This window comes from Blastocatellia bacterium (genome assembly GCA_025054955.1).
Lineage (GTDB): Bacteria > Acidobacteriota > Blastocatellia > HR10 > J050 > JANWZE01.
In genome coordinates this window covers 16006-39266 of sequence record JANWZE010000007.1, presented here as the reverse complement: position 1 = coordinate 39266, position 23261 = coordinate 16006, and the positions used below count along the sequence as shown (strand labels likewise).

Annotated in this window: 21 protein-coding genes; 3 read left to right on the top strand and 18 right to left on the bottom strand. The window is 56.1% G+C overall.

The features are described 5' to 3' along the window. Positions 1-271: IclR family transcriptional regulator (locus tag NZ823_00765; GenBank protein MCS6803658.1), on the top strand; the 271-nt coding region annotated here is incomplete at its 5' end. Between the two features lie 7 nt (positions 272-278). Here the strand turns inward: NZ823_00765 and NZ823_00760 are convergent. The 10 genes from NZ823_00760 to NZ823_00715 form a co-directional block, all read right to left on the bottom strand. Further along, a complete protein-coding gene (locus NZ823_00760) occupies positions 279-542 on the bottom strand; it encodes a hypothetical protein (GenBank protein ID MCS6803657.1) in 264 nt (87 codons plus the stop codon). 238 nt (positions 543-780) lie between these two features. Continuing rightward, positions 781-1128: a hypothetical protein gene (locus tag NZ823_00755; protein MCS6803656.1), complete on the bottom strand. Its 348-nt coding sequence runs from the start codon at positions 1126-1128 to the stop codon at positions 781-783. A 243-nt stretch (positions 1129-1371) separates the two neighbouring features. Next, positions 1372-3084 (bottom strand): alkaline phosphatase family protein, encoded by a 1713-nt coding sequence (locus NZ823_00750; protein MCS6803655.1) that lies wholly within the window; start codon positions 3082-3084, stop codon positions 1372-1374. A 75-nt stretch (positions 3085-3159) separates the two neighbouring features. Next, the gene (locus tag NZ823_00745) at positions 3160-4356 is read right to left on the bottom strand and encodes a VCBS repeat-containing protein (GenBank protein MCS6803654.1); all 1197 of its coding nucleotides are present in this window, start codon (positions 4354-4356) and stop codon (positions 3160-3162) included. Between the two features lie 21 nt (positions 4357-4377). Further along, the gene (locus tag NZ823_00740; protein ID MCS6803653.1) at positions 4378-6150 is read right to left on the bottom strand and encodes an alkaline phosphatase family protein; all 1773 of its coding nucleotides are present in this window, start codon (positions 6148-6150) and stop codon (positions 4378-4380) included. A 66-nt stretch (positions 6151-6216) separates the two neighbouring features. Further along, positions 6217-6981 (bottom strand): glycosyltransferase, encoded by a 765-nt coding sequence (locus tag NZ823_00735; protein ID MCS6803652.1) that lies wholly within the window; start codon positions 6979-6981, stop codon positions 6217-6219. Beyond that, entirely contained in the window at positions 6978-7703 is a 726-nt protein-coding gene (locus NZ823_00730) for a VTT domain-containing protein (protein MCS6803651.1), read from the bottom strand. The genes NZ823_00735 and NZ823_00730 overlap by 4 nt, the downstream gene beginning before the upstream one ends. A 22-nt stretch (positions 7704-7725) precedes the next feature. Then, on the bottom strand, positions 7726-8589 hold the full coding sequence (locus NZ823_00725; protein MCS6803650.1) for an alkaline phosphatase family protein: 864 nt from the start codon (positions 8587-8589) through the stop codon (positions 7726-7728). 73 nt (positions 8590-8662) lie between these two features. Next, entirely contained in the window at positions 8663-9829 is a 1167-nt protein-coding gene (locus tag NZ823_00720; GenBank protein ID MCS6803649.1) for a VCBS repeat-containing protein, read from the bottom strand. A 231-nt stretch (positions 9830-10060) separates the two neighbouring features. Next, positions 10061-11302: a glycosyltransferase family 2 protein gene (locus NZ823_00715; protein ID MCS6803648.1), complete on the bottom strand. Its 1242-nt coding sequence runs from the start codon at positions 11300-11302 to the stop codon at positions 10061-10063. Between the two features lie 528 nt (positions 11303-11830). Here NZ823_00715 and NZ823_00710 point away from each other — a divergent pair. After that, a complete protein-coding gene (locus NZ823_00710) occupies positions 11831-12223 on the top strand; it encodes a HEPN domain-containing protein (protein ID MCS6803647.1) in 393 nt (130 codons plus the stop codon). Then, positions 12177-12626, top strand: a complete 450-nt coding sequence (locus NZ823_00705) for a nucleotidyltransferase domain-containing protein (GenBank protein ID MCS6803646.1) — start codon at positions 12177-12179, stop codon at positions 12624-12626. The genes NZ823_00710 and NZ823_00705 overlap by 47 nt, the downstream gene beginning before the upstream one ends. A gap of 151 nt (positions 12627-12777) precedes the next feature. On the opposite strand, the gene NZ823_00700 is transcribed toward NZ823_00705, so the two are convergent. From NZ823_00700 to NZ823_00665, 8 genes are all read right to left on the bottom strand, one after another. Next, positions 12778-14484, bottom strand: a complete 1707-nt coding sequence (locus NZ823_00700) for an alkaline phosphatase family protein (protein MCS6803645.1) — start codon at positions 14482-14484, stop codon at positions 12778-12780. A 507-nt stretch (positions 14485-14991) separates the two neighbouring features. Then, positions 14992-15945, bottom strand: coding sequence for a tetratricopeptide repeat protein (locus NZ823_00695; GenBank protein MCS6803644.1), 954 nt, complete (start codon positions 15943-15945; stop codon positions 14992-14994). After that, positions 15942-16751 (bottom strand): hypothetical protein, encoded by an 810-nt coding sequence (locus NZ823_00690; GenBank protein ID MCS6803643.1) that lies wholly within the window; start codon positions 16749-16751, stop codon positions 15942-15944. The genes NZ823_00695 and NZ823_00690 overlap by 4 nt, the downstream gene beginning before the upstream one ends. 11 nt (positions 16752-16762) lie before the next feature. Further along, positions 16763-17518, bottom strand: a complete 756-nt coding sequence (locus NZ823_00685; protein MCS6803642.1) for a sigma-70 family RNA polymerase sigma factor — start codon at positions 17516-17518, stop codon at positions 16763-16765. A gap of 125 nt (positions 17519-17643) precedes the next feature. Then, positions 17644-19200, bottom strand: a complete 1557-nt coding sequence (locus NZ823_00680) for a DUF4398 domain-containing protein (protein ID MCS6803641.1) — start codon at positions 19198-19200, stop codon at positions 17644-17646. A gap of 37 nt (positions 19201-19237) precedes the next feature. Next, positions 19238-20266 carry a VWA domain-containing protein gene (locus tag NZ823_00675; GenBank protein MCS6803640.1) on the bottom strand — a complete coding sequence of 343 codons (1029 nt, stop codon included), beginning with the start codon at positions 20264-20266 and terminating at the stop codon, positions 19238-19240. 57 nt (positions 20267-20323) lie between these two features. Then, on the bottom strand, positions 20324-21796 hold the full coding sequence (locus NZ823_00670) for a condensation domain-containing protein (protein MCS6803639.1): 1473 nt from the start codon (positions 21794-21796) through the stop codon (positions 20324-20326). Next, the gene (locus NZ823_00665) at positions 21793-23169 is read right to left on the bottom strand and encodes a condensation domain-containing protein (GenBank protein MCS6803638.1); all 1377 of its coding nucleotides are present in this window, start codon (positions 23167-23169) and stop codon (positions 21793-21795) included. Before NZ823_00665 ends, NZ823_00670 begins: the two co-directional genes overlap by 4 nt. Between the last annotated feature and the right edge of the window lie 92 nt (positions 23170-23261).

Here is a 23261-nt window from a genome sequence, read left to right as displayed (position 1 = left end):
CCACAACCATAAGACCATCACCTCTCCAGATAAACTCATCCAGGACCTCCAAAAAGTTCGTGCTCGCGGTTACTCGCTCGATGATGAAGAGGATGAGCTGGGAGTGAGATGCATTGGCGCGCCCGTCTTCAATCATCAAGGCGAGGTCATAGCTGCTATTAGCATCGCCGGCACAACCAGCCAAATTACTTACGACAACATCCCCGAACTCGGGCGACTGGTCAAAGAAACGGCCAGAAAGATCTCAACGTGCCTTGGTTTTGTAAGCTAAGCAGAAGTTACGCTGCATCCATACATGGTTGTAGCAACGGTGAATGAAGCAGGATAGCTTGACGGAATAAAGCGCAGCGGAGGCCATGAATCGTAGTGCGCTGGTCGGCGGCTTGCTGTTGTAACATGCAGAAGGCCATCAGGCACAGATGAAGATGAGCCAGTGGTTGGCTGCGAGCCGGATTTTTGCCCCAGCGTAGTTGATCCTTGAGCACCTTGATGGTTTGCTGGAGCCGTTGTTTGATTCGATAGCGGGCTTTGACGTGGGGCACGCTCAGGGACAGGTCACTGCTAAGTGGACAAAAGTTCCGGGACATTTGAGGGTGACGGGTTGGAGGGACGGGACGTTTTGGCGTGCGGTGACGTGTCACCGCTTTCCGGCCAAAGCTGCGACACGTTGCAGCACTCCAAAAACGCCACGAACTTTTGTCACGTTACTTAGCCGACACGCCAGAGCGCAGCAGCTTGGCCGCCAACACCACTTTGCTCGATCCGCCTTTGCGCCAACCTTCATCCCAATGGGAAACCCGCCGCTGCCCATCGCTCCAGAAGGGGCAGTACCAGGTTGATCCTTCGCACCACCTTGCCCAATCGTGAAGAAGAGACCCCATGAACCCCAAACATGGCTTGCCCCCCATTTCTGACCGTGTCGTCCAGCAGCAAGTAGCCTCCTTCCCCGATCAGTCGCCGAGCGAAGTCCTGCCACAGGCGTGTTGGCCAGCAGCGAACTTCTCCCAGCATTCGACTGAACGGATCGTGACTGAGGCCCTCAAAGCATTCGGCTACCTCCACACAATTGGCTCTCGTATCGCGATAGATCAAGGCGATGATGTAACGGGTCATCAGGGTTTCTATCACTATTTTCCTCACACTTTGGCATAAAAACCCTGATCATACCTTCACTTACCTCACTGGCGTAAGATCTGAATTCAAGTCTTCCAGCATAATGATGGAATGCCTTCCTGTGAGTCCCGTGGTGAGCTTGTGACACCAATTCCGGCGGATGTTGGCGACTCGATGATGAAGCCGTGCCAGTGTGAGCGCCGACCTCCGCCTGTTGTGACTACCTGTGACTACCAATGAACGAGCAACTCTACCACGCTAATCCAGGTAGCCGAGATTGCGTAACCGCTCAATCACTTCCTCTTCGTCTTGAGCGTCGGCGGCGTGGCCTGCGGCGGTTAACGCCGTCGCAGCGTGTTGGCTCAATCGGATCGGATGCTGCTGTAGGAATTCGCTTGTGAACATCGGCTGCAATACCATTCCATCCACGTCATTGGGAATGGGCACGCCGAGCAGGTAGAGCACCGTGGGCAACACATCAACAATGCTCGCGTCTTCGATGATCGTGCCGTGACGAAACGGCGTCCCTTCAGCGATCAGAATGCCATTCATCTTGTGAATACCGGTCATGCCGAGGAAGTGGGAAATCACCGCATTGGACGTGAAGCCGGCACTCTTAGGGCGATACCGACCGTTGACCGGTACAAACAAAATATCGGGAGCGACGTCGAAAAACTCACCATGATAGATTTCATCTTTGGTGAACACGTCAGCTTCAAGCGGCTTGCCCGTTTCTGGGTCGCAGTAGGCGCGCAGTTTACTGGCGATTTCCTGTTTGAGTCGCTCATATTCCGGACCCGGCGGCACCGAGCCGTGCGCCCACGTTCCTTGTACGTTGATGCGAATTTGCCCGAAGCCGAATGGCGAGTATGCCACGGTGCGCGACCAGTCAATATCGTCAAACGAGAGCAACCATTGGGCCGCACGATGACCTTGCATCACACGATCCACACCGCCATAGGATGAATCTTTGACCACGTAGCGAGCCAGTTTGCCCAGTTGCCGCGCCAACCAGTGGCGGGTAATAAAGCTGAACGAATTAGGCGTCAATCCCATCTGCCACAACGCGCGCCGCAGCCGTGTCATCGGCGTTTGCTTCAACGCCAAATAGCCTTCTTGATACAACCACGTATTCAAATCAATCGCCTTGTAGACAGGGCCGAAGCCGTGATCAGAAATCACCCAGAGCGATGTCTGCTCATCCAGCCGTTGACGCAACCGGCCAATACGGGCGTCAAAGGCGCAGTAGTATCCCAAAATATCATTCATGACGCGCGCCGCTTGTGCCGGCTGATGTTCCGGATGCGTGCGATCAATCACGTGCCATAGCCAGTGACAGATTTGATCGTTGCCGTACAAGTGGAGCATGAGAAAGTCAGGCTCTGTTTGCTCCAGCAGGTGTTCGACCACGCCAAATTTATACTCCAATGCATCGCGATATTCCCCGATGAACCGCCGGATGTCAGCGTCATCTTGAGTGACTACGAAATACGGCAACACAGCATCGGACGGATACGGGCCGAACCGGCGTTGCAGCTCGTCAATCAATTCAGGTGGGTAACTTTGACCGCCCTTGCCAGTGGCTAACAGAAAGTCGCTGACCAACACGCCGTTGACCGGATATGGCGGATGCGTCATCGGCACGTTCAGCACAGCGACGTGACCGCCCTGTTCGCCAATGAGTTCCCATAGGACTTTGCTATGCCGATGCCGCGAATTGACTGGATGAAATCGGTAGCTCGTTGGTTCTTGAATGACGAAATCGAACACGCCGTGTTTGCCTGGATTTTTGCCGGTCATGAACGAGGTCCAGGCCGGCGCCGTCACCGGCGGCACACACGAACGCAGTGGGCCGCTTACGCCTGCGGCGCGCATGGCCTGCAAATGCGGCAAGTGACCAGCAGCCATCCATGGCTCCAGCACCTCGAAGGTCGCTCCGTCCAATCCAATGATGATGACTTTCTGGTTCATGAGACGTTTTGCGCAGGAGGCTGTGATTTGCGTATGCCATCCAATCCAGTGAGGATGACTTTCTGGTTCATAAGGCTATGGGGAGCACCGATTGATCAACACATACACGTGATCGTCGAAGCTGCTGGTGACAAGCAAATCAGGTCGGCCATCCTCATTGACATCGGCGGCGGCTAGTCCGACCAATCCGTTGCCTTCGCCTTCACCGGGCGGATCATTGCCGCCAATTGGACCGTCGCCGACCCGGATGTCTTGTCGTCCAGAAAATTGGCCACGGCCATCGCCGAACCAGAGCGAGACGGTCTGCGACTTGGTGTTGGTGACAGCCAGATCAAGCCATCCGTCGCCATTGAAATCAGCCGTCACGATGCTGCGCGGGTCATCGCCGACCGCATAGGTTTTTGCCTGAGCGAATCCCCCGGCGCCGACGTTCAAGAGCACTGCTACCTGATCAGGTTCGCGGCAGGTGACGGCCACATCAGTGCGACCATCCTGATTGAAATCGGCAGCAATAACCGAGCGTGGGCCAAAGCCTGTAGCGAAATCCCTCTGAAATTTCAACTGTCCTGTGCCATCACCGAGAAACAGGCTCACCGACCGACCATAGCGATTGGCTGCGATGACATCCAGATGGCCATCGCCATTGAAATCGGCCAGCGCCGTCGAGCGCGTGCGCGTTGGGATGTTGGCGTAGTATTTGCGGCGGCTGAACTGGCCAGTGCCGTCGCCCAACAACACGGCCACATGGCCTGTGCCTGAACCGGCAGCGATCAGATCAGGATGACCATCGTGATTCAAATCGCCGACCTGCACGTCGAGCGGACCCAAGCGGAAGTACTTGGCCGGCCACGTTGCATGCTGGGGAAACCGGCCTGTGCCATCTCCCAGAAAGGTGTGAACGACGTCGAAGACAGTCTCCCGCCCTTGCGCGTCAGCCGTAGAGGTGACCAAATCCAGATGACCATCATGATTCAGATCGGTTAGCACCACACCGTGATTGTGATCGCCGATAGCCAGGTGCGCGAGAAACCTGAACTGACCACGCCCATCGCCGAGAAAAACCGCGCCAGCTTCAGTGTACCTCCTCGGATAGTGCGCCACCACAGCCACATCTAGATGACCATCTTCGTTCAGGTCGGCGGCGGCGACACTATGAGCTGTCTCAACCGATAGGAATTCGCCTTCGACTGGCATGCAAGCTTCAGGTGGCTGAGACCCCCAACTGGCCGGACTGCCCCACGCCAGCAAGCTGCCGAGCAGAATTGAAACCAAAGAGCGCCTCACTGAGCCTCCTCACAACAAATAGCCTAACTCGCGTAACCGTTCAACCACCTGCTGATCTTCGTCCGAAGCCAGTGGCGGAGCCGACTCCGTCACACGAGCAGGTTCCTGATAGGCCGGCGCGCGCGCTGCCACCACGCTCTCTTCAATCATCTCTACCAACACGCGCCCGTCCATATCACGGGGAATCGAGCAGCCCATCAAATAGAGGATGGTCGGAGCCACGTCAATGAGGGCTGCCCCGTTGACCGACTCTCCTTGCTTCAGGCATCTGCCTTTGGCCAACAACAGCCCGTTCATGCGATGGTGGCCAGGCCAGGCCGGCGCGTCAATAATCGCCCGATTCGCCGTGAATCCCATCATGCTGCCGGCCACGTAGCCGGCTTCATTGGGCAGGTACATGATGTCCGGGGCTTGCTCGGTATACGGGCCATCGTAGATTTCCTCACGCAGAAACACTTGCCCCCGGACTGGCCGCGCTGCCGCCGTATCATACAACTGCTTCAACTCGGTGGCGATTTCCTGTTTGACCGATTGGTAATCAGCCGGCTCAACCGAGCCGGTTGGCTCACGACCTTTCAGGTTGATGTTGATCGCACCCATGCCAACGAGCGCATAGGCTTTTGTGCGTGTCCAATCCACGTCCTGAAGCGAGAAGAGCGGATTGTTTTGCCCACGCTGGGCGAAGAAGCGAACCGACTTGAACAGCGTTTCGTCGGACATCTGCTCAACCAGACCGGCACCATACTTGAAGAACGTCTTCAGCAGCACTCGCACAACCACTTCATTGGTCAGGCCTATTCGCCACAACCAATGCTTGAAACGTGAGGCAGCAGCCGGCTTAATCTGAATATAGCCTTTTTCCAGCAACCAGACGTTCAAATCAATCGCGCGATGAACCGGCCCGAACCCATGATCGGAAATAATGAACGTGGTTGCGTCGTCGTTGAACCGCGCCTCCAATCGGGCAATCTCTTGATCAACCTGAGCAAAATAATCGAGGATCGCTTCGCCGTAGCGCGTCGCGAGCTTTGGGTCATATCGCGGGTGGCGTGGATCAAGCAAATTCCAAAGCTCGTGCTGAACGCGATCAGTTCCTAGAATGTGCAGAATGGTAAAGTCGCTCTCGTAGCGATCAAGCAAGTAGTGAGCGACATCGAATTTGTACTTCAGTTCATGACGCACTTCACGCAGCAACCGCTCGGTATTAGGCCCGCTCAGGTTGGCAGAAAACATCAGCGTTTTCAGGTGCAGCGGATATTTGCCAAACCGAGCTTCAATCTCTTCTAACAGCGAAGGCGGATAGGTGAAATCGCGTCGGCCCGGCGGCGTCAGAAAATCGGCGATCAGCGCGCCATTGACCGGCGTTGGCGGATAGGTCGTGGGTACGTTCAGCACAAGCACGCGCTTGCCTTGTTGGCCGAGCAGGTCCCACAGTGTTTGGCCGGCGCGCGAGCCAGCAGTGACGAATGCCTGTTGGCTGCTTTGCGGCCCGCGATTGATGAAGTGATAGACACCATGCTTGCCCGGATTCTTGCCGGTCATGAATGAAGCCCAGGCCGGCGCCGTGATCGGCGGAATGACCGACTGCAACGGGCCACTGACGCCGTCGCGCTTGAATCGGGCGAGCGTCGGCAATCGTCCGGCTTCCATCCACGGCTGCAACAGGTCCAACGTCGCGCCATCTAGACAGATGACCAACACCTTGCCCGTTGTTACTGGTTGTTGGCCGTTGGCCGATTCCAGCACGTCCGTTGGATGCCCTCCTGCCGTGCTCATTGTCATGGTTTTTTCACCTTGAGGCGACCGACACGCAGCCGGCCTTCACAATCAGCCGGTAAATTCCTGCTCTCACTTTTTCTGGTCCACCTGATCGTACCAAAACGAGCATTCCTTTCGATCCTTCAACTTCCAGGGAAAGAGCACAAACTTCAATCCCGTCCAGATCAGTTCCAGAGGCGTGAGCTTCTCGAACTTACGCGCTGACTTGATCACATACCCTTCGGTGATGTTGCGGAATTTTTTACCCTGCTGTTTGCCGAGCTTTTTCAAATCCAGAATGAAGCGGCCTTCTTCGGCAGCATAGTAGCGTTCGTCGTAGCCGCCGACTTGCTGGAAGGCCTCTTTGGTTGTGTAAATCAAGCCAGTGCTGACGCCGGTGATGCGCCGTCCGAGGTTGTTGATTTTTTCTAACCACTCGGCCATCTTGATCGGCTTGTCCCGGTAGATGCGCGCGACACCGCCGCCGATATACTCGCCTGACATCATCGCTTGGTGAACCAGGATGAGCATGTTCGGCGAGATGTGATCATCCGCATCCAGAAAGGCGACAATCCGGCCACGCGCGGCGCGGCCACCAGCATTGCGCGACGCCGCAATCTGATTCTTGCCTTCAAACACGACGCGCGCGCCATGCGCCCGCGCGACTTCTTCAGTGCGGTCGGTGGAGTTATTGTTGACTACCAAAATTTCTACCTCGTCAGGATAGACGCGGTGATACTCGCGGATAGCGGCTTTGACGTTTTCAATCGTCGCTCCGATATATTTCTCTTCGTTATACGCCGGTATCACCACAGTGATCGTGGGCGGCTGACCGGCCGTTTCAACATCCGTCATAACAACACCTCTTCGCTCGCAGTGGTTTCATTCAGCTTTCGGCGGCCATACCAGATGGTCAGCCCCTTGAACAGCGCTACGCCGCATAGTCGCAAACCCAACATGGAAAGGAAGGCCGGATGTCGCAAAATATCCAAGGGCGACCGCGTGAAGATGATGACGCGAAACAGATGAGAAAAGATCAACACGCCGGGAATAACGCCCAAGACGCTGCCGATAGCATAATCGCGAAATCGAATCGCCGTTAAACTGGAGGCATAGTTGAAGGTGGGATTGGCAAAAAACATCAGCCGCGAGACGAACGTGAATGCCGTCCCGTTCATCGTGAGCCATTGATTGATCTGTTTGAGTCGTCCCTGTTTGCGCCGGCGAGCAAAATCGGCCAACAGATGCCGCCCCAGCAAAAAGGCGGCGCAGACACCGAGGCTCACACCGAGCAGTGAGTAAACTGCGCCCCGCTCGCTGCCAAAGATGAGCGAACCGGTGCCGACCAAAATCGCCGGCGGCACAAACACCAACAAACCGGCTGCCAGCAGCATGACGAAACCGGGCGCTGCCCATGAGCCAAACTGAGCGATGAAATGCTCAATGTCTGCCTGGGTGATGTAGCCGTGACGAAACACGTAGCGCACGGTCGGCACGGCGAGCATGATGAGCGCCAGTTGCACGGCGATGAGGGTATACGGATGTTCCTCGGCCGGCGGCTCGCTCTTGTCTGTCATGCGAAATCCTATCACCGTCGCGCTACTGCCAGTGGGCCAACACCAGGGAAGCAATGTCGCGCATGCGCACGCCCTCGCCGCCAGCGGGATCATTCGAGGCAAAAATGGCATTGGGACTGTTGGTGTGCAGGAATGGTCGGGTCGCCACCGGCCCGCCAGGCACGCCGAAGCCATGATCAGAGATTACATAGATGATTGTCTGATTCAAAATCCCGCGAGCCGCGAGCGCATCCAAAATGCGCCCTGTTTGGCGGTCTACTTCCAGCAACCGCATCTGATAGTCAATACTGTTGACGCCTCTGAGGTGACCGGTCCTGTCAGGCTCACGAAAATGGAGCATAATGAAGAAACTGTTGCCAGCCCACTGTGTGATTCGGCCGATGGCCTGATCAGCCGTTTGCTCCGAGTCCAACGGCTCAGCCAGGTAATAATCCACAGTCCGGGACAAATTTTGAAACACTTTGGTGCCCGGATTCTCCGATTTGCCGCTGATGTGAGCCGTGCGAATGGTTGCGTCGCGCGCTTCCAGTTTTTCTGGCACGGTCATGCCAGCAGGAATCGTCCGGAAGCAACGATTGGTCACCACACCGGTGGCGTCAGCCAACAAGCCGGTTAGCATGATGGCAAACTGCGGTTTAGTCTCAGTCGTAATGCACTCGCACTCTTGCGGGCCCGTCTCGCACGTTTTATCCGCCAGCAACCGATGCACAGTCGGCGCGATCCGCCCCAGGTTGGGTAACTGACCATTTCGGAACATCGGCTCAACGACCGAATATTCAGAACCGTCCCACACAATCAGCAACACTTTGGGCGCCGATTGCAGCGCGGCAACTGACGCCCACACAAACGCCGTCATCAGTATCACTATGCTCACCATTTTTTTCATGACTATTCTCCCACGCACCACAGCTTCTGGAGCTGCTTTGCACTTTTAGCTTCTTCGCCTATTGCGTGAATCGCTATGGGCAATGATTCATCAGCGTATAAACCTTGCCATCGTAAGTACTGGAGACAACCAGGTCCATGTCACCATTAGCATCTACATCACAAGCAACCAGCCCGACCAGCCCATCGCCGGCCTGCTCCGAATCTTTGTTCGGTCGGAATTTCCGGCCGCGAACGGGCGCGTCGCCAACCCGCATATCATGGGGTGTAGAAAAGACTCGTTGCCCGTTCCCATACAGGAACGAAACTGTTTGCGACAGGCTCCCGACAGCAGCCAGATCAAGGTGACCATCTCGATTGAAATCGCCCGCTTGAATCGTGCGCGGGTCCAATCCCACCTTGATACTGATGGCGCGGGCGAAGTTCCCTCTGCCATCGCCAAACAAAATTGACACGGTGCTGGACAAACGATTGGTCACGGCCAAATCCATGTTGCCATCCCGATCCAGGTCCGCCGTGATCACCGTACGCGGCCCGACATCCGTGCTGAACGTTTTGCTGGTCGGAAATCGGCCACGCCCGTCACCATAGTAGACCTCCACCCGGCCACGGTACTCTTTGGTCACAGCCACATCCAGATGGCCATCCCGGTTGAAATCAGCGATGGCCGAGCTCCTCGAACTGAACGTGCCTTGGCCCCAAAACGTCGGCGCGCTAAATTTCCCCATGCCGTCATTGAGCATCACCCCGAGTGAATACTGCGCAGCGCCGGCCAAAATCAAATCGAGGAACCCATCCTTGTTCACATCAGCCGCCTGCGCATCGAGCGGGCCAAAGTTCACGTCAATCTTATAAACGTCATGTCGCGGAAACCGACCCGTGCCATCGCCGAAAAACACATGCTCAGCATTGGTCACCGTTGTAGGATTGGTTGCTTGATCAGCATTGGTGACAATATCCAGATGGCCGTCGCCATCCAGATCAGCAGTAATCACGCCATGATTGTGATCGCCCACCGGCAATCTTTGAAATGGCGTGAACGCGCCTGTTCCATTGCCGAGCATCACCACCAACCCTTGGCTGGGCACCTTCGGGCGATGCGCCACGACAGCAACATCCGTGTGACCGTCTTCGTTGAAATCTCCAGCCGTCACACTGTGCGCCGTGTTGACCGCATCATAGCTGCCGAGCACTTGCAGGCAGATGTTGGTGTTCTGCGAAGCCGTTCCCGCCCCCACCATAACAAGCATCACACTGATGAAACAGATCACCTGTGCGGTCGTGTTGAATCGCCTCTCAAATCTATTTTTCATCATCATACCCCCCAAGCAGTTCATGAAACGCCGCCACACGAACACTCTCTTCAGCCTGGGCAATGGACGAGAGTTCATCGGCGACGACCTTATAACGTGTCATCGAACGCTATGGCACCTCCTTTCGGCAGCCTACTCTACAAGCCACTTCCGAGGTTGTCAACCGCTGGGCGCGTCCAATGAAACGCGCCGGCCTTTCCACGTCGCCCCTTTGCCGGAGAGCACACGCCATGTCGTCTCCAGGAACATGGCCATCAACACAAGCCCACCCAATGGTTGCAAATAAGCATACGAACCATCCATGCTGGCGGCTTTGGCCAGGTGCCACCGACTCACGAGCGCAACCAAGCAGGTTAATGCGCTGAGCGCCAGCGCCCATACGCTCATGGTAGACCATTCGCTGAGGAATCCATCAAACAGCACAAGCGGCAGCGCCAGCCATGGCAATACAAAGACGCTGAAACATACGTAGATGCCTAATAACAATTGCCACACTGTCAGGCCGCTGATGGACTTGCTGATACCTTCCCACAGGTGACCGAGATGTTGGTACATCCGCGCTGTGAGCAAGCGCGGCCCACCCAACAGTGTGTTCAATCGGTATCCACTGCGTTTGACGACCCGCGCCAACTCTACGTCCTCGATAATTGAGCTTTTCACTCGCTCATGGCCGCCGATGCAATCGTAGGTCTGCTTTTTGAATAAGAGAAATCCGCCGAATGCCACCGGCTTGCTCGGATGATGCGCGCGCAATCGCTTGAACGGCTGAACCAACGGAATGAGCGACCACAAGAAAATCTCACCATAAATCGGCATGATGACCTTTTCCCAGAAGCCGACACAGATGACGACGGGGAAGATCGTCAGCATATCGGCATCATACTTCAGCGCATAATGCATGGCCGTGCGCAGACAATCAGGCGAGAGGCGCACGTCAGCATCGAGAAATAGCAGGTAGTCTCCACGAGCCTGCTGCGCGCCACGATAGAGCGCATAGTTTTTGCCCAACCATCCTGGCAGCGGTCCGTTGTTTTTCACCAGTTGAATGAGCTGGTGGCGCTGCTGCATCTGCTCGACAATAGCGCCGGTTTGATCAGTTGAAGCGTCGTCAATGACGATGATCTCCAGGATGGGATAATCCTGTTGCAAGACTGCCTCAAGGCAGGCACGGATGTTCTCCTGTTCATTGCGAGCAGGAATCAGCACCGTCACGGTGTGTGGCGAGTCCGGCTCCCCACGCAGCCGGTCGGTGTGCGAAAAGGCTCTGACCGTGAACCAGCTCAAGAAGAGAAACCAGAGCCGGAACGCCAATATGATGCTCAAATTGACGACGATGACCGACAGCATGTCTGTTGGCCGAGCAAGCCTAGCATATCCACCGCGCTTTTTCAGCCTTGTCACGTGAAATATCAGGTGAGGCGATTATGCCGCCAATTCAGATGATCTCTAGAGCGGTTTGCAAATCAGTTTACCCTAGGAGCGCACGCCTCCAACGTGCCGGAGCCCGCAAGATGCGGGCGCTCCCAGGGTACAGGTAATTAAAAATTGCTCTAGGCGTCAGGATTGTACCAATTGCGGAGGGAAAGACCACGTTCATGGCGCTCATGCCAGACAAGGTCTTTCTCTCCACGATTGGCAACCCATTTCTTGAGAGTTGCCATAACCCATTTCTTAAGATGTGCCATCGCGACCTGCCTGGCGAGGCTCAACCAATGCACACCTCGTGTACGACTATCAAACCTCACCAATTGAACTCGTTGTGATCTTCCTGACCCAACCTCAGCCTACGAACCTGCGCGAACCTGGGCGCGGCAGCGTAGACCGACAGTGGAAGGACGGCAATCCAAACTTCGGCTTTGTGATCGTTCAAACAGAGGGAAACTTGCTCGCTTGCTTAGGGTGATGGGATAGACTATGCTTCGAGACGCAATGGCGAGCCGGCATCAGGATTGGTTGCGGCAGGCGGAGAAAGACCTGGAGCATGCCCGACATTCGTTGGAGGATACAGACCTAAACTGGGCGTGCTTTGCCGCGCAGCAGGCGGCGGATAAGGCGGTGAAGGCCCTGTATCAGAAACTCGGAGCCAGCCCCCGGGGCCATTCGGTTGCTCTGCTGCTGTCACGGCTTCCATCAGACGTGCCCGTGGATCAGGCGCTGATTGATAAAGCCAAAGAGCTGGACAAACATTATATTCCGCCGCGGTATCCCAACGCCTATCCCAGTGGCGCGCCCTTTGAGTATTACACTCAGCAGGAAGCGAGGCGGGCGATTGAATATGCTCAGGAGATCGTCGGATTCTGTCGAGATCGAATATTTCCCTAACCGACAGGTCTGGGAAGAACTTCGAGTGTTGGTCACCCAGTTGCGAGAGCAGCATCCGGAGATCGAGAAAGTGCTTGTCTTCGGATCGTTGGTGCGAGGCGACTGTGTCCCCGGCAGTGACGTGGACCTGCTGGTGGTGCTGCGCGAGTCAATCGTGCCTTTTCTGGAAAGAATCCCTCGGTATACCCCATCGAGCTTTCCGGTGAGCGTGGACGTGTTTCCCTATACGCGGGAGGAGTTGGAACACATGCTCAGCGAGGGAAATATGTTCATCCAACAAGTCCTGGCCGAAGCACGAGAAGTGATAAGCGGGGCAGAAGCAGAGGAGCCGAACCTTTGTGAGGAGTGCGATGAGGCTGGTTCAAAAGCGACGAGAGGGTGCCTGGCATCAGAACATTGCTGAGGTGATACGCAAATGTCGTGTGAAGACTGCACATTGCCGCTCAGTCAGTTCAGGTCTCGTCGTACTCGTTGGCTCCACAACCGTAGTTGTTCCCCCGCGCGTGGTATTACCTTGCTGGAAGGTTCCAATCTCTGGCGCACAACTGGCCGGATTACAAGTAGCCCAATCCTTGGAGTCGGCTGATAATGTCGGCTTCTTCTTCCGCCGTTAAGTGTGTCTTGGCAGCGGCGCCCGTCTTGGCGCTGTCGGCAAATCTCACGGCGTTCTGTTTGAGGAACGATTCGGCCACGATTTCTGATAGGACTTCGCCATCAACATCATCGGGAATCGGCAGCCCCATCAGATACAACATCGTCGGGCACAGATCAATGAGCCGCGCGCCGCTGACAGAGGCGCCGACGCGCAGCGCCGGTCCTGCGCCGAGCAGCATGCCATTCATTCGGTGAAACCCGCTCATCAACGGCACCGGGAAGCACACCCTGTTGGAGATGAAGCGATACCCGCCTGCCAAGTAGCCCTGTTGCAGCGGCACAAACGTGATGTCTGGCGCATCATCCATATACGCGCCCTTGTAGACGTCCTCTTTGAGAAAGACCTGTCCCCTGATGGACTGCCCGCTCATAGGATCACGCATGTCGGCCAGCTTGCGGGCAATCTCATCACGAACGGCATAATACTCTTGGCCGGGCGCGACGCAACCTTGCGACCAGAGACCTTTGACATTGATGATCATCTGGCCAAAGATGTTGGCATAGCAAAATGCTTTCGTGCGCGACCAATCTACATCATGATAGGTCAGGCGCAATCGCGCCACGCGGCCTGCGCCTTTTCTCATCGGATCAAGCGGACTGCCGTTGCTCGCTTGCAACATCTTTTTGGCCATCTTTCCCACTCTGGCCAGTAGCCATTTCCTGTTTAACAAAGCCTCAATGGAAAATCCCATCTTCCACATCTGGTATTTGAGCTTAGTGGCGGCGGTCTCTTTTAACTTCAAGTAGCCCTGTTCCAGCAGCCAGTTATTCAGATCAATGGCCGTATGAACCGATCCACTGCCGTGATCGGAGATGATGAAGAGATTGGCTTCCGGTCCCGCGCGCTTGATCAATTGGCCAACATGTTCATCAAAGCGCCGAAAGTAGGCCAAGACGGTCCCGCTGTATTTCTCAGCCAGCGCCCGATCGTACCGGGGATTCGCTTCATCCACCAGATGCCATAACCAGTGGCCGATCAAGTCAGCGCCATGCACGTGCAGCAACAGGAACTGAGGATCAATCTTCTCAGCCAAATAGGCGGCCACTTGAAAATGATAGTCCAACTGCTCAATCAGCCCTTTCAGGAATTGCTCAACATCGGCTTCGGCTCCAGTCAGGGCAAACACCGGCAACGGCGGATACAGGGCGTAAGGGCCGAAGGCGTTTTCAAGCTCATCGAGCATCTCCAGCGGATGAACATAGTCGCGCCGTCCTGACGGCGTCATGAATCCACTGACCATAACACCGTTGATTTTCTCTGGCGGATACGTGATCGGCAGATTCAGCACGACGCTGCGTCCGCCATGTTGGCCGAGGATGTCCCAGATGCTTGGCCCACGTCGTGACTGCGGATCAATGACGTGATACTGATAGGTGCTGCGATCCATCAGTTTGAACTCATAGACGCCGTGCTTGCCCGGATTCTTGCCGGTGATGAACGAAGTCCAGGCCGGACCTGTGACCGGTGGAACCACGGATGTCAACTCGCCGCTGACACCATCGCGCATCAGAGCGTTCAATGCAGGGAGCGTGCCAGCCTCGATCCAGGGCCTGAGCAAATCAAACGTTCCACCATCCAGGCCAATGACGTACACTTTTCCCGTCATGAGTCCACGTCCTCGCTGCCGCAATGGTTTTGCTTACCCATGCCGGTGACTCCGCGTTACAGGCGAGCCGGATTGTAGCCATTCAACCCACGAGGGTCAAGCACAACGCCAAGCGCTGAGACGGACCACCACGAACGATTTACCGCAGGGACCCGCCGAAACAGATATGAGCGACGGAGTTACTCTGCGCGGCGCGTTCATCAGTGTTCACTGGCAGGCTGGATAGTTTGGGGCTCTGGCTGGCAGTGTTGAATGGCTGTGGGCTTCATCCGTGGGCGTCAGCAGAGCCCCAAACATGGATGAACTCATCGTGGGCGTCAGGCGATGAGTTCTCCAAACTGATCGGTGAACCGGATCAATTTTCACTTGCCTTTGGCTTGAGAGCCCCGCCTCTTGCGGGCTGATGCACGCTGCAAGTGTGCGCCCCCAGTATAAACCCATTCGCAAGCCGCTCCGACTCGGTCGCTTCACCGGCAGAAGGCCGCTCGGAACGGTTCAGGCAAATTCTTATCCTGACAGATGAGGAGGGCGTTGGTTGTTCTGCTCAGTCGTCATCGGCTCGGAGTTGGCTGCTTCACGGCGTTGCTGTTGGAGCCACTGACGCGCCTCCAGGCTCATCTGTCGCAGTTGCGTAACTTCAGCACGGCGCGCGCCAAGCTCTGTCTCTAATTCCTGCAACGCCGCAGCGAAGCCTTCGACCATAGCAGCGTTCTGCTCGTCGGTCAGCGTTTGCCGGTGTTTCATCCACAGACCGTTCATGCGGCGATATGCTTCTATCAATTGAGCTGGCAGCCGCGCTTTCAAAGGCAGCAAAGAGACCTGCCGCCATCGTTGCGGCAGCTCGCCAGCATCATCAAGCGCCTCATCAATCTTGATCAACTCAACCAGCGCCTCAATGGCTCCCGCGTCTTTGATCGCCACTCGAATGCTGAGCGCCTCGTTGTAGTGTCGCTTGGCTTCCGCATAGTTCTTTCGCTCGCGATACAATTCGGCCAAATTGACATGCATGGCGGCGGCCAATTGACCTTTGAGTTTTTTCTCGGCAATTTCAATCGCCCGTTTGTAGAGCAACTCGGCCACGTCATGGTGGCCTTGCTCGGCGTAGAGCACGGCCAGATTATTGATGATCAACGCGACATCTTCATGCTCTTTACCGAGATGCTTTTCGCGGATCACCAGCGCGCGACGATACAACCCTTCCGCTTCAGCATACTTCTTCTGAATGCGAAAGACTTCGGCTAGATTGTTGCACGTGGAGGCCAACCGTGGATCATCCGGTCCCAGCGCTTCCGCTGCTTTCATAGCTTCCTGATAGAACAGCGCGGCCTCATCGTAGGATTTCTTCTCGTAAGCGTCACGGGCTCTGGCCGTGAACACATCCCATAACGATTCCTGCGCGCCGACGGCGACGGGCAACAGCAGGATGATCCACAGGCATAGGATTACGCTTATTCGCTTCATCGCCATCCACTCCCTTGGTAGCGGGCCGTCACCAGTTCAGCCGAGACGGACGATCGGTGACTATCCGATTTGTAGGTTGCCATGAGCAATCCGAGAGGCTCATTTTTCTCCATCGCTGATGGCGCCTTCGACGCGCGACGAACAACCACCGCACGCGCCGGCGGCTCGCCTGTGGCAATCGGCTCAACAGGCGCGGCAGCCGGAGGTCCAGCGCCACTGGCGTGGTGGTTCAATGCCGACGGCATCCCAACCGAACCAACTATCTGACGATAGGAGAACCAGCCAAACGTCGGCAGCGCCATGCCAACCAACAACGTCGCAGCCAGCGCCAACGGCCAAGAGGCCGGCTTGAACCGATTTTGACGAACGGCATGGGTTACTTCCGTTGCTGTGCCGCGCTGGGCGATGCGCTGGCAGATAGATTGCCAGAGAGTCACCGCCTCAGCCTCAGTGAGGGCGACTGCGTGATGGTCAGCGCCGATGGCGCACGCTGCTTGCCACTCTTCATCCGCTTGATCGGCTGCAGGCAGGTCGGCGCTCGCCATTTCCATCCACGGCGACACACCCCCTACACGCTCACCTGCTTCATTGGCAGCAGGCAGGTCGGCGCTCATGTCATTCAGATGAAATTCAAATGAGCCGTCATCCCATGCAGAGCTAACGAATGAATCAACCACAACAGGATCAGATGAATCATCGTCCCATACAGAGCTGACCGACGAATCACCCGCAGGAGGAACCTCATCGGAGGAAGCGAAAATATCTTTGAACACCATTCTCCAGGTTTGTTTGCTCTCGTTCAGCATAGCCATCTCCTTCAGTGAAACTCCGAGCCATCAAATCCCAAATCTTCGAGCACGCGCCGCAGTGCCCGTCGTGATTTGGCCAGATGCACTTTCACTGTGTCGTGGTCAATCCCTAAAATCTCGGCGATCTCCGTGCATGATTGCTCGCGGAAGTAATACCGCCGAAACACATCTCTTTGTCGCGGAGGCAATGCCTCGATGGCTTTGTACAGATACTCAATCAGGTTGTCGGTCACCGTCTGTTGGGTCATGTCGGCAGCCGCATCGTTCATGATTTCTTCCAACATCGCCTCTTTGTGCAGCCGAATCAACCGGCGGACGTTTTCCCGATAGAGATTCTTAGCCGCCTCGATGAGGAATGACGGGAAGCTGTACGGCGAGGTGATTTGAGCGTGGGCAATCTTCTCGAAGATGCGAACCCAAAGTTCTTGGGTGGCTTCCCTGGCCAATTCGCGGTCGCGCAGTTTCGCGGCGAAGTAGCTGAACGTCTCCTGCAGATAGAGTTTGTAAAGGATCGCAGCGCGCGCCATCCCGGCGTCAGGAAGCCGGGCATCAGTTCGGCACATTACCTGCAACTCGGATACGATTTCGCCAGCGATCCAGTCGCGGATGATCCGTCGCCGCGAGCGATCAGCAACAAGTTCGTTCAGCGCGCGCTCAACGCTCTCAGGTGTCAGCGAGGCCACCCACTGTTTCCATTCAGCAAGAGAGTCAAACCCCAACTCCAGCAAGAGCCATAACTGGTTTGATTGGCCGATGACATTCATAAGAGGATTCTCCCGAAAAGAACATTTCCATCGTTTGTGGCGAGCTTGGGCTCATGAGCGATTCGCCTGAATTGATTATTTCACCGTTTCCGCACGAATCTACCCGCCGATTTGTTCCACAACGTTCACCGTTGAGTCTGCCTCGTTGTCTCAACAGTTGAGCCTGTTGAGGCTGTGCCGGAGGCCTTACGCGAGAAAACCAGCTCGATCCGTCCCAGGCCCGCTGCGACTCGATCTGGCGGCCTCTGCGCGGTGACGCTCGACGTGGCCAATCGGTCTGTGGCGATTCCTTTGCTCATCAGATAAGCTGTCACCGTTGTCGTCCACAGCTCAGCCTGCCGGTGAAGACTGCTTCCGCGCCCCTGATCGCCAACTCGTGACTGAATGCGGCACACGACCTCGGGGTATTCCATCATCGCTTGCGCGACGCGATTGAGCTTGGCTTGACCTGCGTCGCTGAGCACGGCGACCCGCTCATCAATCTGCGCGGCGAATAAATCTTCTTGCGCCAGTGTCAGCACGAACGCCGCGCCCTCGTAGCGACACTCGCCCAGGCGAGCCAAATTCATCATGAAATTGTGCGCTTCAATGGGAATAGAGCGCGCGCGCATTTGCTCGACTTCTTGTCGCGCTCGTTCGAGCTGACGTTGCAGGCGATCCACTTCATCATCATAAAAGGTCTTTAGATGTTGCCATTCACGCTCTCTGGTGGTGAGTTGCTTTTGTAGCTCTCGCATTTGCTTCTTGACCGACTCATTTCCCCGTTCAGCTTGATCCAGTTTGTCCAGCGCATCAGCCAAATCCAATTCGTATCGCCGTCGGATTTGGGCATCGAGTCGTTCTTGATTGAGTTGTCGCGCTCGCTCCGCCTGTCTGATCGCGGCGCGGGCCAACAATGCGGCGCGTTCCGTTTGCCCACGTTGATATTCCTGCTCAGCCTCCGAGAGCTTCTGCTCAGCTTGCTTCAACTCTTGCGGCGCCATCGTACCCACTTGCCAGAACAACGCCATGTCCAGCGCCCGCCGCGCCTGAATCAATTCCATCGGCATGGGAATATCATGGGGGGCTACCACGCGGTCCTCGCGCCATGGGACGCTCTCCAATCCGACATCGCCACGAAAATCAAGCTTGAAGCTCTCAGTCTCTAACCCGGCGAATTTTTCCTCCGGCGCCATGTTAGCGGCAATCACCTGACGACTTGGCGATTGCACGAGGAAGTGAGGCTCAGCGGTGACCACCAGGCCAAATGTGCGAAATCGCGTCGCCGTCTCCAGCATTCCCTCCCAACGGCGCGGCTGAGGAATCTTATCGAGCAACCAGAGATTGACATAGGGATTTTTCTGGGGACGTAACTCACCCAGATTGTCCGTCAGTCCTTCCGGGGTTACGGCCCACACAACATACGTCGTGTATTGTTTCTCTCCCGGCGTGACGACATCTTTCAAACTCAGCCGAACCTCCGTGTACCCGCCCTTGTGCTTGATCTCAGCCGAACCGTTGACCTGCGCGTAGCGCGTCGTGCCGCGCAGTTTCAGCTTGACTGCCACGTCGCGCGGGAAATTCACCGCGACCATGTGAAACTGATGATCGCTGGTCTGCTGCGCAGCCGTAGGCATGAACACGGTGAACCATAGGAACGCCGCCGACAGCAAACAAAATCCTTTTGCCCTCACTTTTCTCATAGATTCTCCACACACGGCTCCGTTTCCTCACACACGGTTAGAGAGGAACCGAACTTATCTCATAGCCGCGTCGCCACCGAATGCTGAGATTCGGTCGTCCGACTATCTGGACACGAATCAGCCCATCATCTGGTCGTATGGTTGGCCAGTAAAATGCCAACATATACTGCGTGGTCAGTTCCTCAGCAATCTGACGAAACGCCCATCTCAAATCATCAAACCGCTTGGGATAGTAAGCGCGACCGCCTGTCTCACGACATATATGATCCAGCGCCTTATGATCTACGGCAGCCCGCCCGAAGGCATCACCGATGCCGACCGCGTACACGGCGACACCGGCGCGTTGCGCGCGCGCGATAGCGTTCGTGGCGTTGTGAACACTGGCTGTATCGTGCCCATCTGTCAGCACCAACAATGCCCGTTGAATCATGTCGTGATGGTTTCTGGCGATGCGCCATGCCGTCGGCCCGTCCAGCACTTCATCGGTCAGCACGAAGATGGCGTCATACAGAGCGGTGCCCTGACGCGCGTAGCCGGTATCGGTTCGCGCCAGCGCGGGCATCAGCCGGTCAATTCGTTGCCGTTGGTTGGTCAGCGCTGCATGAAGGTGAACCGTGCCGCGAAAGCTGGCCAGCGCCACATAATCGTGACCGGGCCGGAAGACGTGACTAAGAAATTGCTCGACAGCCGCGCGGCTCTCAGGCCAAATCCATTGCTGACTGCCGCTGAAGTCAATAGCGATAGCCAGCACCAACGGCAATTCATCTCGGCGGGCGAAAAATGCAATCGGCTGTGGCACGCCATCGTGTGTGACAAGCACATCATGCTTGCTGAGGTCTTTGACGGGCTGATTCTGGCTATCTCGGACGGCGAAGATGATATTGACCAAATTGCTTTCCAACTTGACCGGCTCATCATCGTCCGGCATGGTTGGTGAGATAGGCGAGCGTTGAAGAGATGATGATCCCAACGGTGAGCTGAGCAAGCCTGGTGCGCCGAGAAACCCAGGCAGAGTCAACAATAATATGGCTAACCATACCACTCCTAACACCCGTTTGCCGCTCATCACACACCCACGCTTATTCATCATCACCGGTAATAGTGTCAAAGCCAAGCCGAGGGTTTACCGGGAAGTGCTAATTGTTCGCTCGTCATGAGGCGCTCCGGCGTGCTGCTGCTCTTCATTACCCAGAATCTGGTCGGTCAAGAGCATCATGAACCGGTCCATTTGAGCATCGGGGCAGACATCTCTCAAGTATGTCACGGTGACAGAAAAAACGTGATCAAAATTGACGACGACCACATCCAGTCCAACCGGATCAAAACCAGCGCCAACGCCGGCAATGCCCGTGAGCTGACAACCTGGAAACGTCGTCATGATCCGCTCAACTTTGCCCAGGTAGGCGAACACGGCTGTCGGCACCATCCGTTGCGGATGCCGTTGATACATCCGCTGAGCCGCTCGTCGCAACCAGCGTGGCGGCAGCAGTTTCACCACCGGCATGCCTAAATTGGCCAGCAAGCCCATGTGACCGTCCTTGATGAATCGCGTCTGACGAGCGATGTATTGAATGGTCTCCTCAAATGTGGTCACGTAGGCTGCCGGAACCGAAATCCAGCTTCCGCCAATGAAGTTGGCCATGATCCGCGGCACCTGTCCTCCCTGGCGAAGATACCACCGCAAATCAACCGGCATGACAATCGAATAAACAGCGTCAGGGCGCTCCCGCTGGCCATTCCAACGACGGATCGCACAACAGAGCGCCGCCATGACCAGTTCGTTCGCCGTCACACCAAACGATTTGCAGCGAGCGCGAAACTTCGTGTAATCGCGCCCTTTGAACTGAACCGTGCGATAAGCAACAGTGCAGCTCGAACGCCCGCCGTCAAACTGAGCAAATCCATGCGGCTGTGATGTCCGGCAGTGATTGCTTTGACGATAGCTTTTTGCTGCGTCGTCAAACTGAACAAACCCGCGCGGCTGCGACTTTTGCCGCCGAACGAGGCTGATTGCCGCACGCCCAATCACCCGCAGCCACAACAGTGGAGAGACATGGCGGAACAATTGGCGCCGACTGCGCGACGGCATTGGACTCACGGGCGGCAACGCCTCCCCGTTGAGCAAGTGCCGGTAGGCTGTCTGAATGTCATCCAGACAATGCAACATGCCTGCCGGATCAACGGCGCAATGATGAACTTTCATCACAAACACGCATCGGTTGTCCGGCAACTGGATGAGTAAGAATCGCGTTGGCGGCGACGCTGTGATGTCAATTGCTTCGTTGATGTAAGCCTGCAATAAGGCCGCCACACTCGTGTCAGCTTCAGGATCGGACGAGAGGTCGTTGACCGTCAATATCGCATACGGTGTCAGATCATCTACCACCTCCCAATAGGACCCCAGCGGTTTGAGTCGCGCAACGCTTTTCAGAATCGGCGACTTGACCAGTGCGTACTCAATGGCGCGCTCAAGCAACGATTCATCCAACCGACCGGTCAACTCCAAAACGGCATGGAGCATGTACGTGAACACGCCATCCATCGCATAGATGATCTTGTCGCTGGTGATAAACGGCAACCGAAGCTGTGCGCTCATCCGCGTTCCTCGCTGATGACTTCTTGCCAAAATAGGCTGATGAATCGGTCCATCTCTTGCTCAGTGCACGCGCCTTTGCGATAGGTCAGCGTCGCCACATATTCCTTGCCGTAGGCGAACACCGAGACATCAAAGCCGACCGGATAGAATCCTGTCCCTATGCCTTCAATGCCTCTGATCTGACAACCTGGGAACGGCGCAAACAGCCGTTCTAGTTTGCCCATATAGGCTACGATGGCGGTCGGCGCCAGCCGCTCTGGATGACGAGCATGAATCCGCTGCACGGTGCGTCGCAGCCATTGTGGCGGCGCAATCAGCAAGAACGGCAGTAGCAGGTTGTGCCGCAATCCGACATGATGCTGACGAATGAATTCCGTTTCCCGCGCAATGTGTCGCGCTGTTTCCTCGAACGTGGTGAGCTGTCCGACCGAGACGGTGATCAGCGTGCCGCCTACATAATTGGACAGAATGCGCGGCATACGCCCTTGCGCGCGCACGTATCGCCTCATGTCAACCGGCATGACGATCGTGTAAAAATCATTTGCATTGGAGCCGCCGCCATTCCATTTATGAACAGCCTGCAACAGAGCGGCGATCACCAGATCATTGAATGTCACGCCGAGAGATTTGGCGCGTGCCCGCGCGGTCAGATATGCTGGGCCGCTCCATCGCAGCGTGCGATAGGCAATCGTGTCCGAGTGGAGCGCGGGCGCCGAGAAATTGACGTGCAACCGCCGCCCCTTTCTCCCCTCACGCCGGTGGCGACGCAGGCGCGACCATCCAACGCCCATCACGCGTAGCCAGAGCGACACTGGCACGCTTTTCAGCACTGGCCAGCGGCCTCGATCCGCCAGCGGCTCAGGCGATACAACAACAGATTCTCCATTGAGGAGTCGTTGGTAAAACATTTGAATGTCCTGGACGACATACGTGATGGCCAGCGGGTCCATCAACGCATGGTGCACTTTGGCAACGAACCACCACCGCTGCGGGCCGAGCTGAATGAGCAGGAATCGCATGGGCAGCGTCCGGGTGATGTCAATATAATCATTGATGTACGATTCCATCACCGAGTGTGCGGCCTGTTCAGGCTCAGGCTCGTGAGAGACATCAACCACCTGCAACTGTGACTCACGCGCTATGCCATCTTGCGCCTCCCAATAGGAGGCAAACACGCGCAGCCGAGCTACACTGCGCAAAATCGGCGTTTGGCGTAGCGTCAACTCGACCGCTTGCGCCAGCAACGTCGGTTGCAACGAACCTTCAAGGTCCATCACCACGTGAAGCATGAATTTGGATACGCCATCAACGGCATAAACGACTTTGTCGGTGATAACAAACGGGAATCGCTTGACGGATGATGTCTGATGCATGTCTCTCTGCTCAGCGAGCTGTTATGACTTTATCAGCAGGAACATCAAACAACGCTGCTATTGATTGACCCCGATCGAGCCGGTCTCACGCG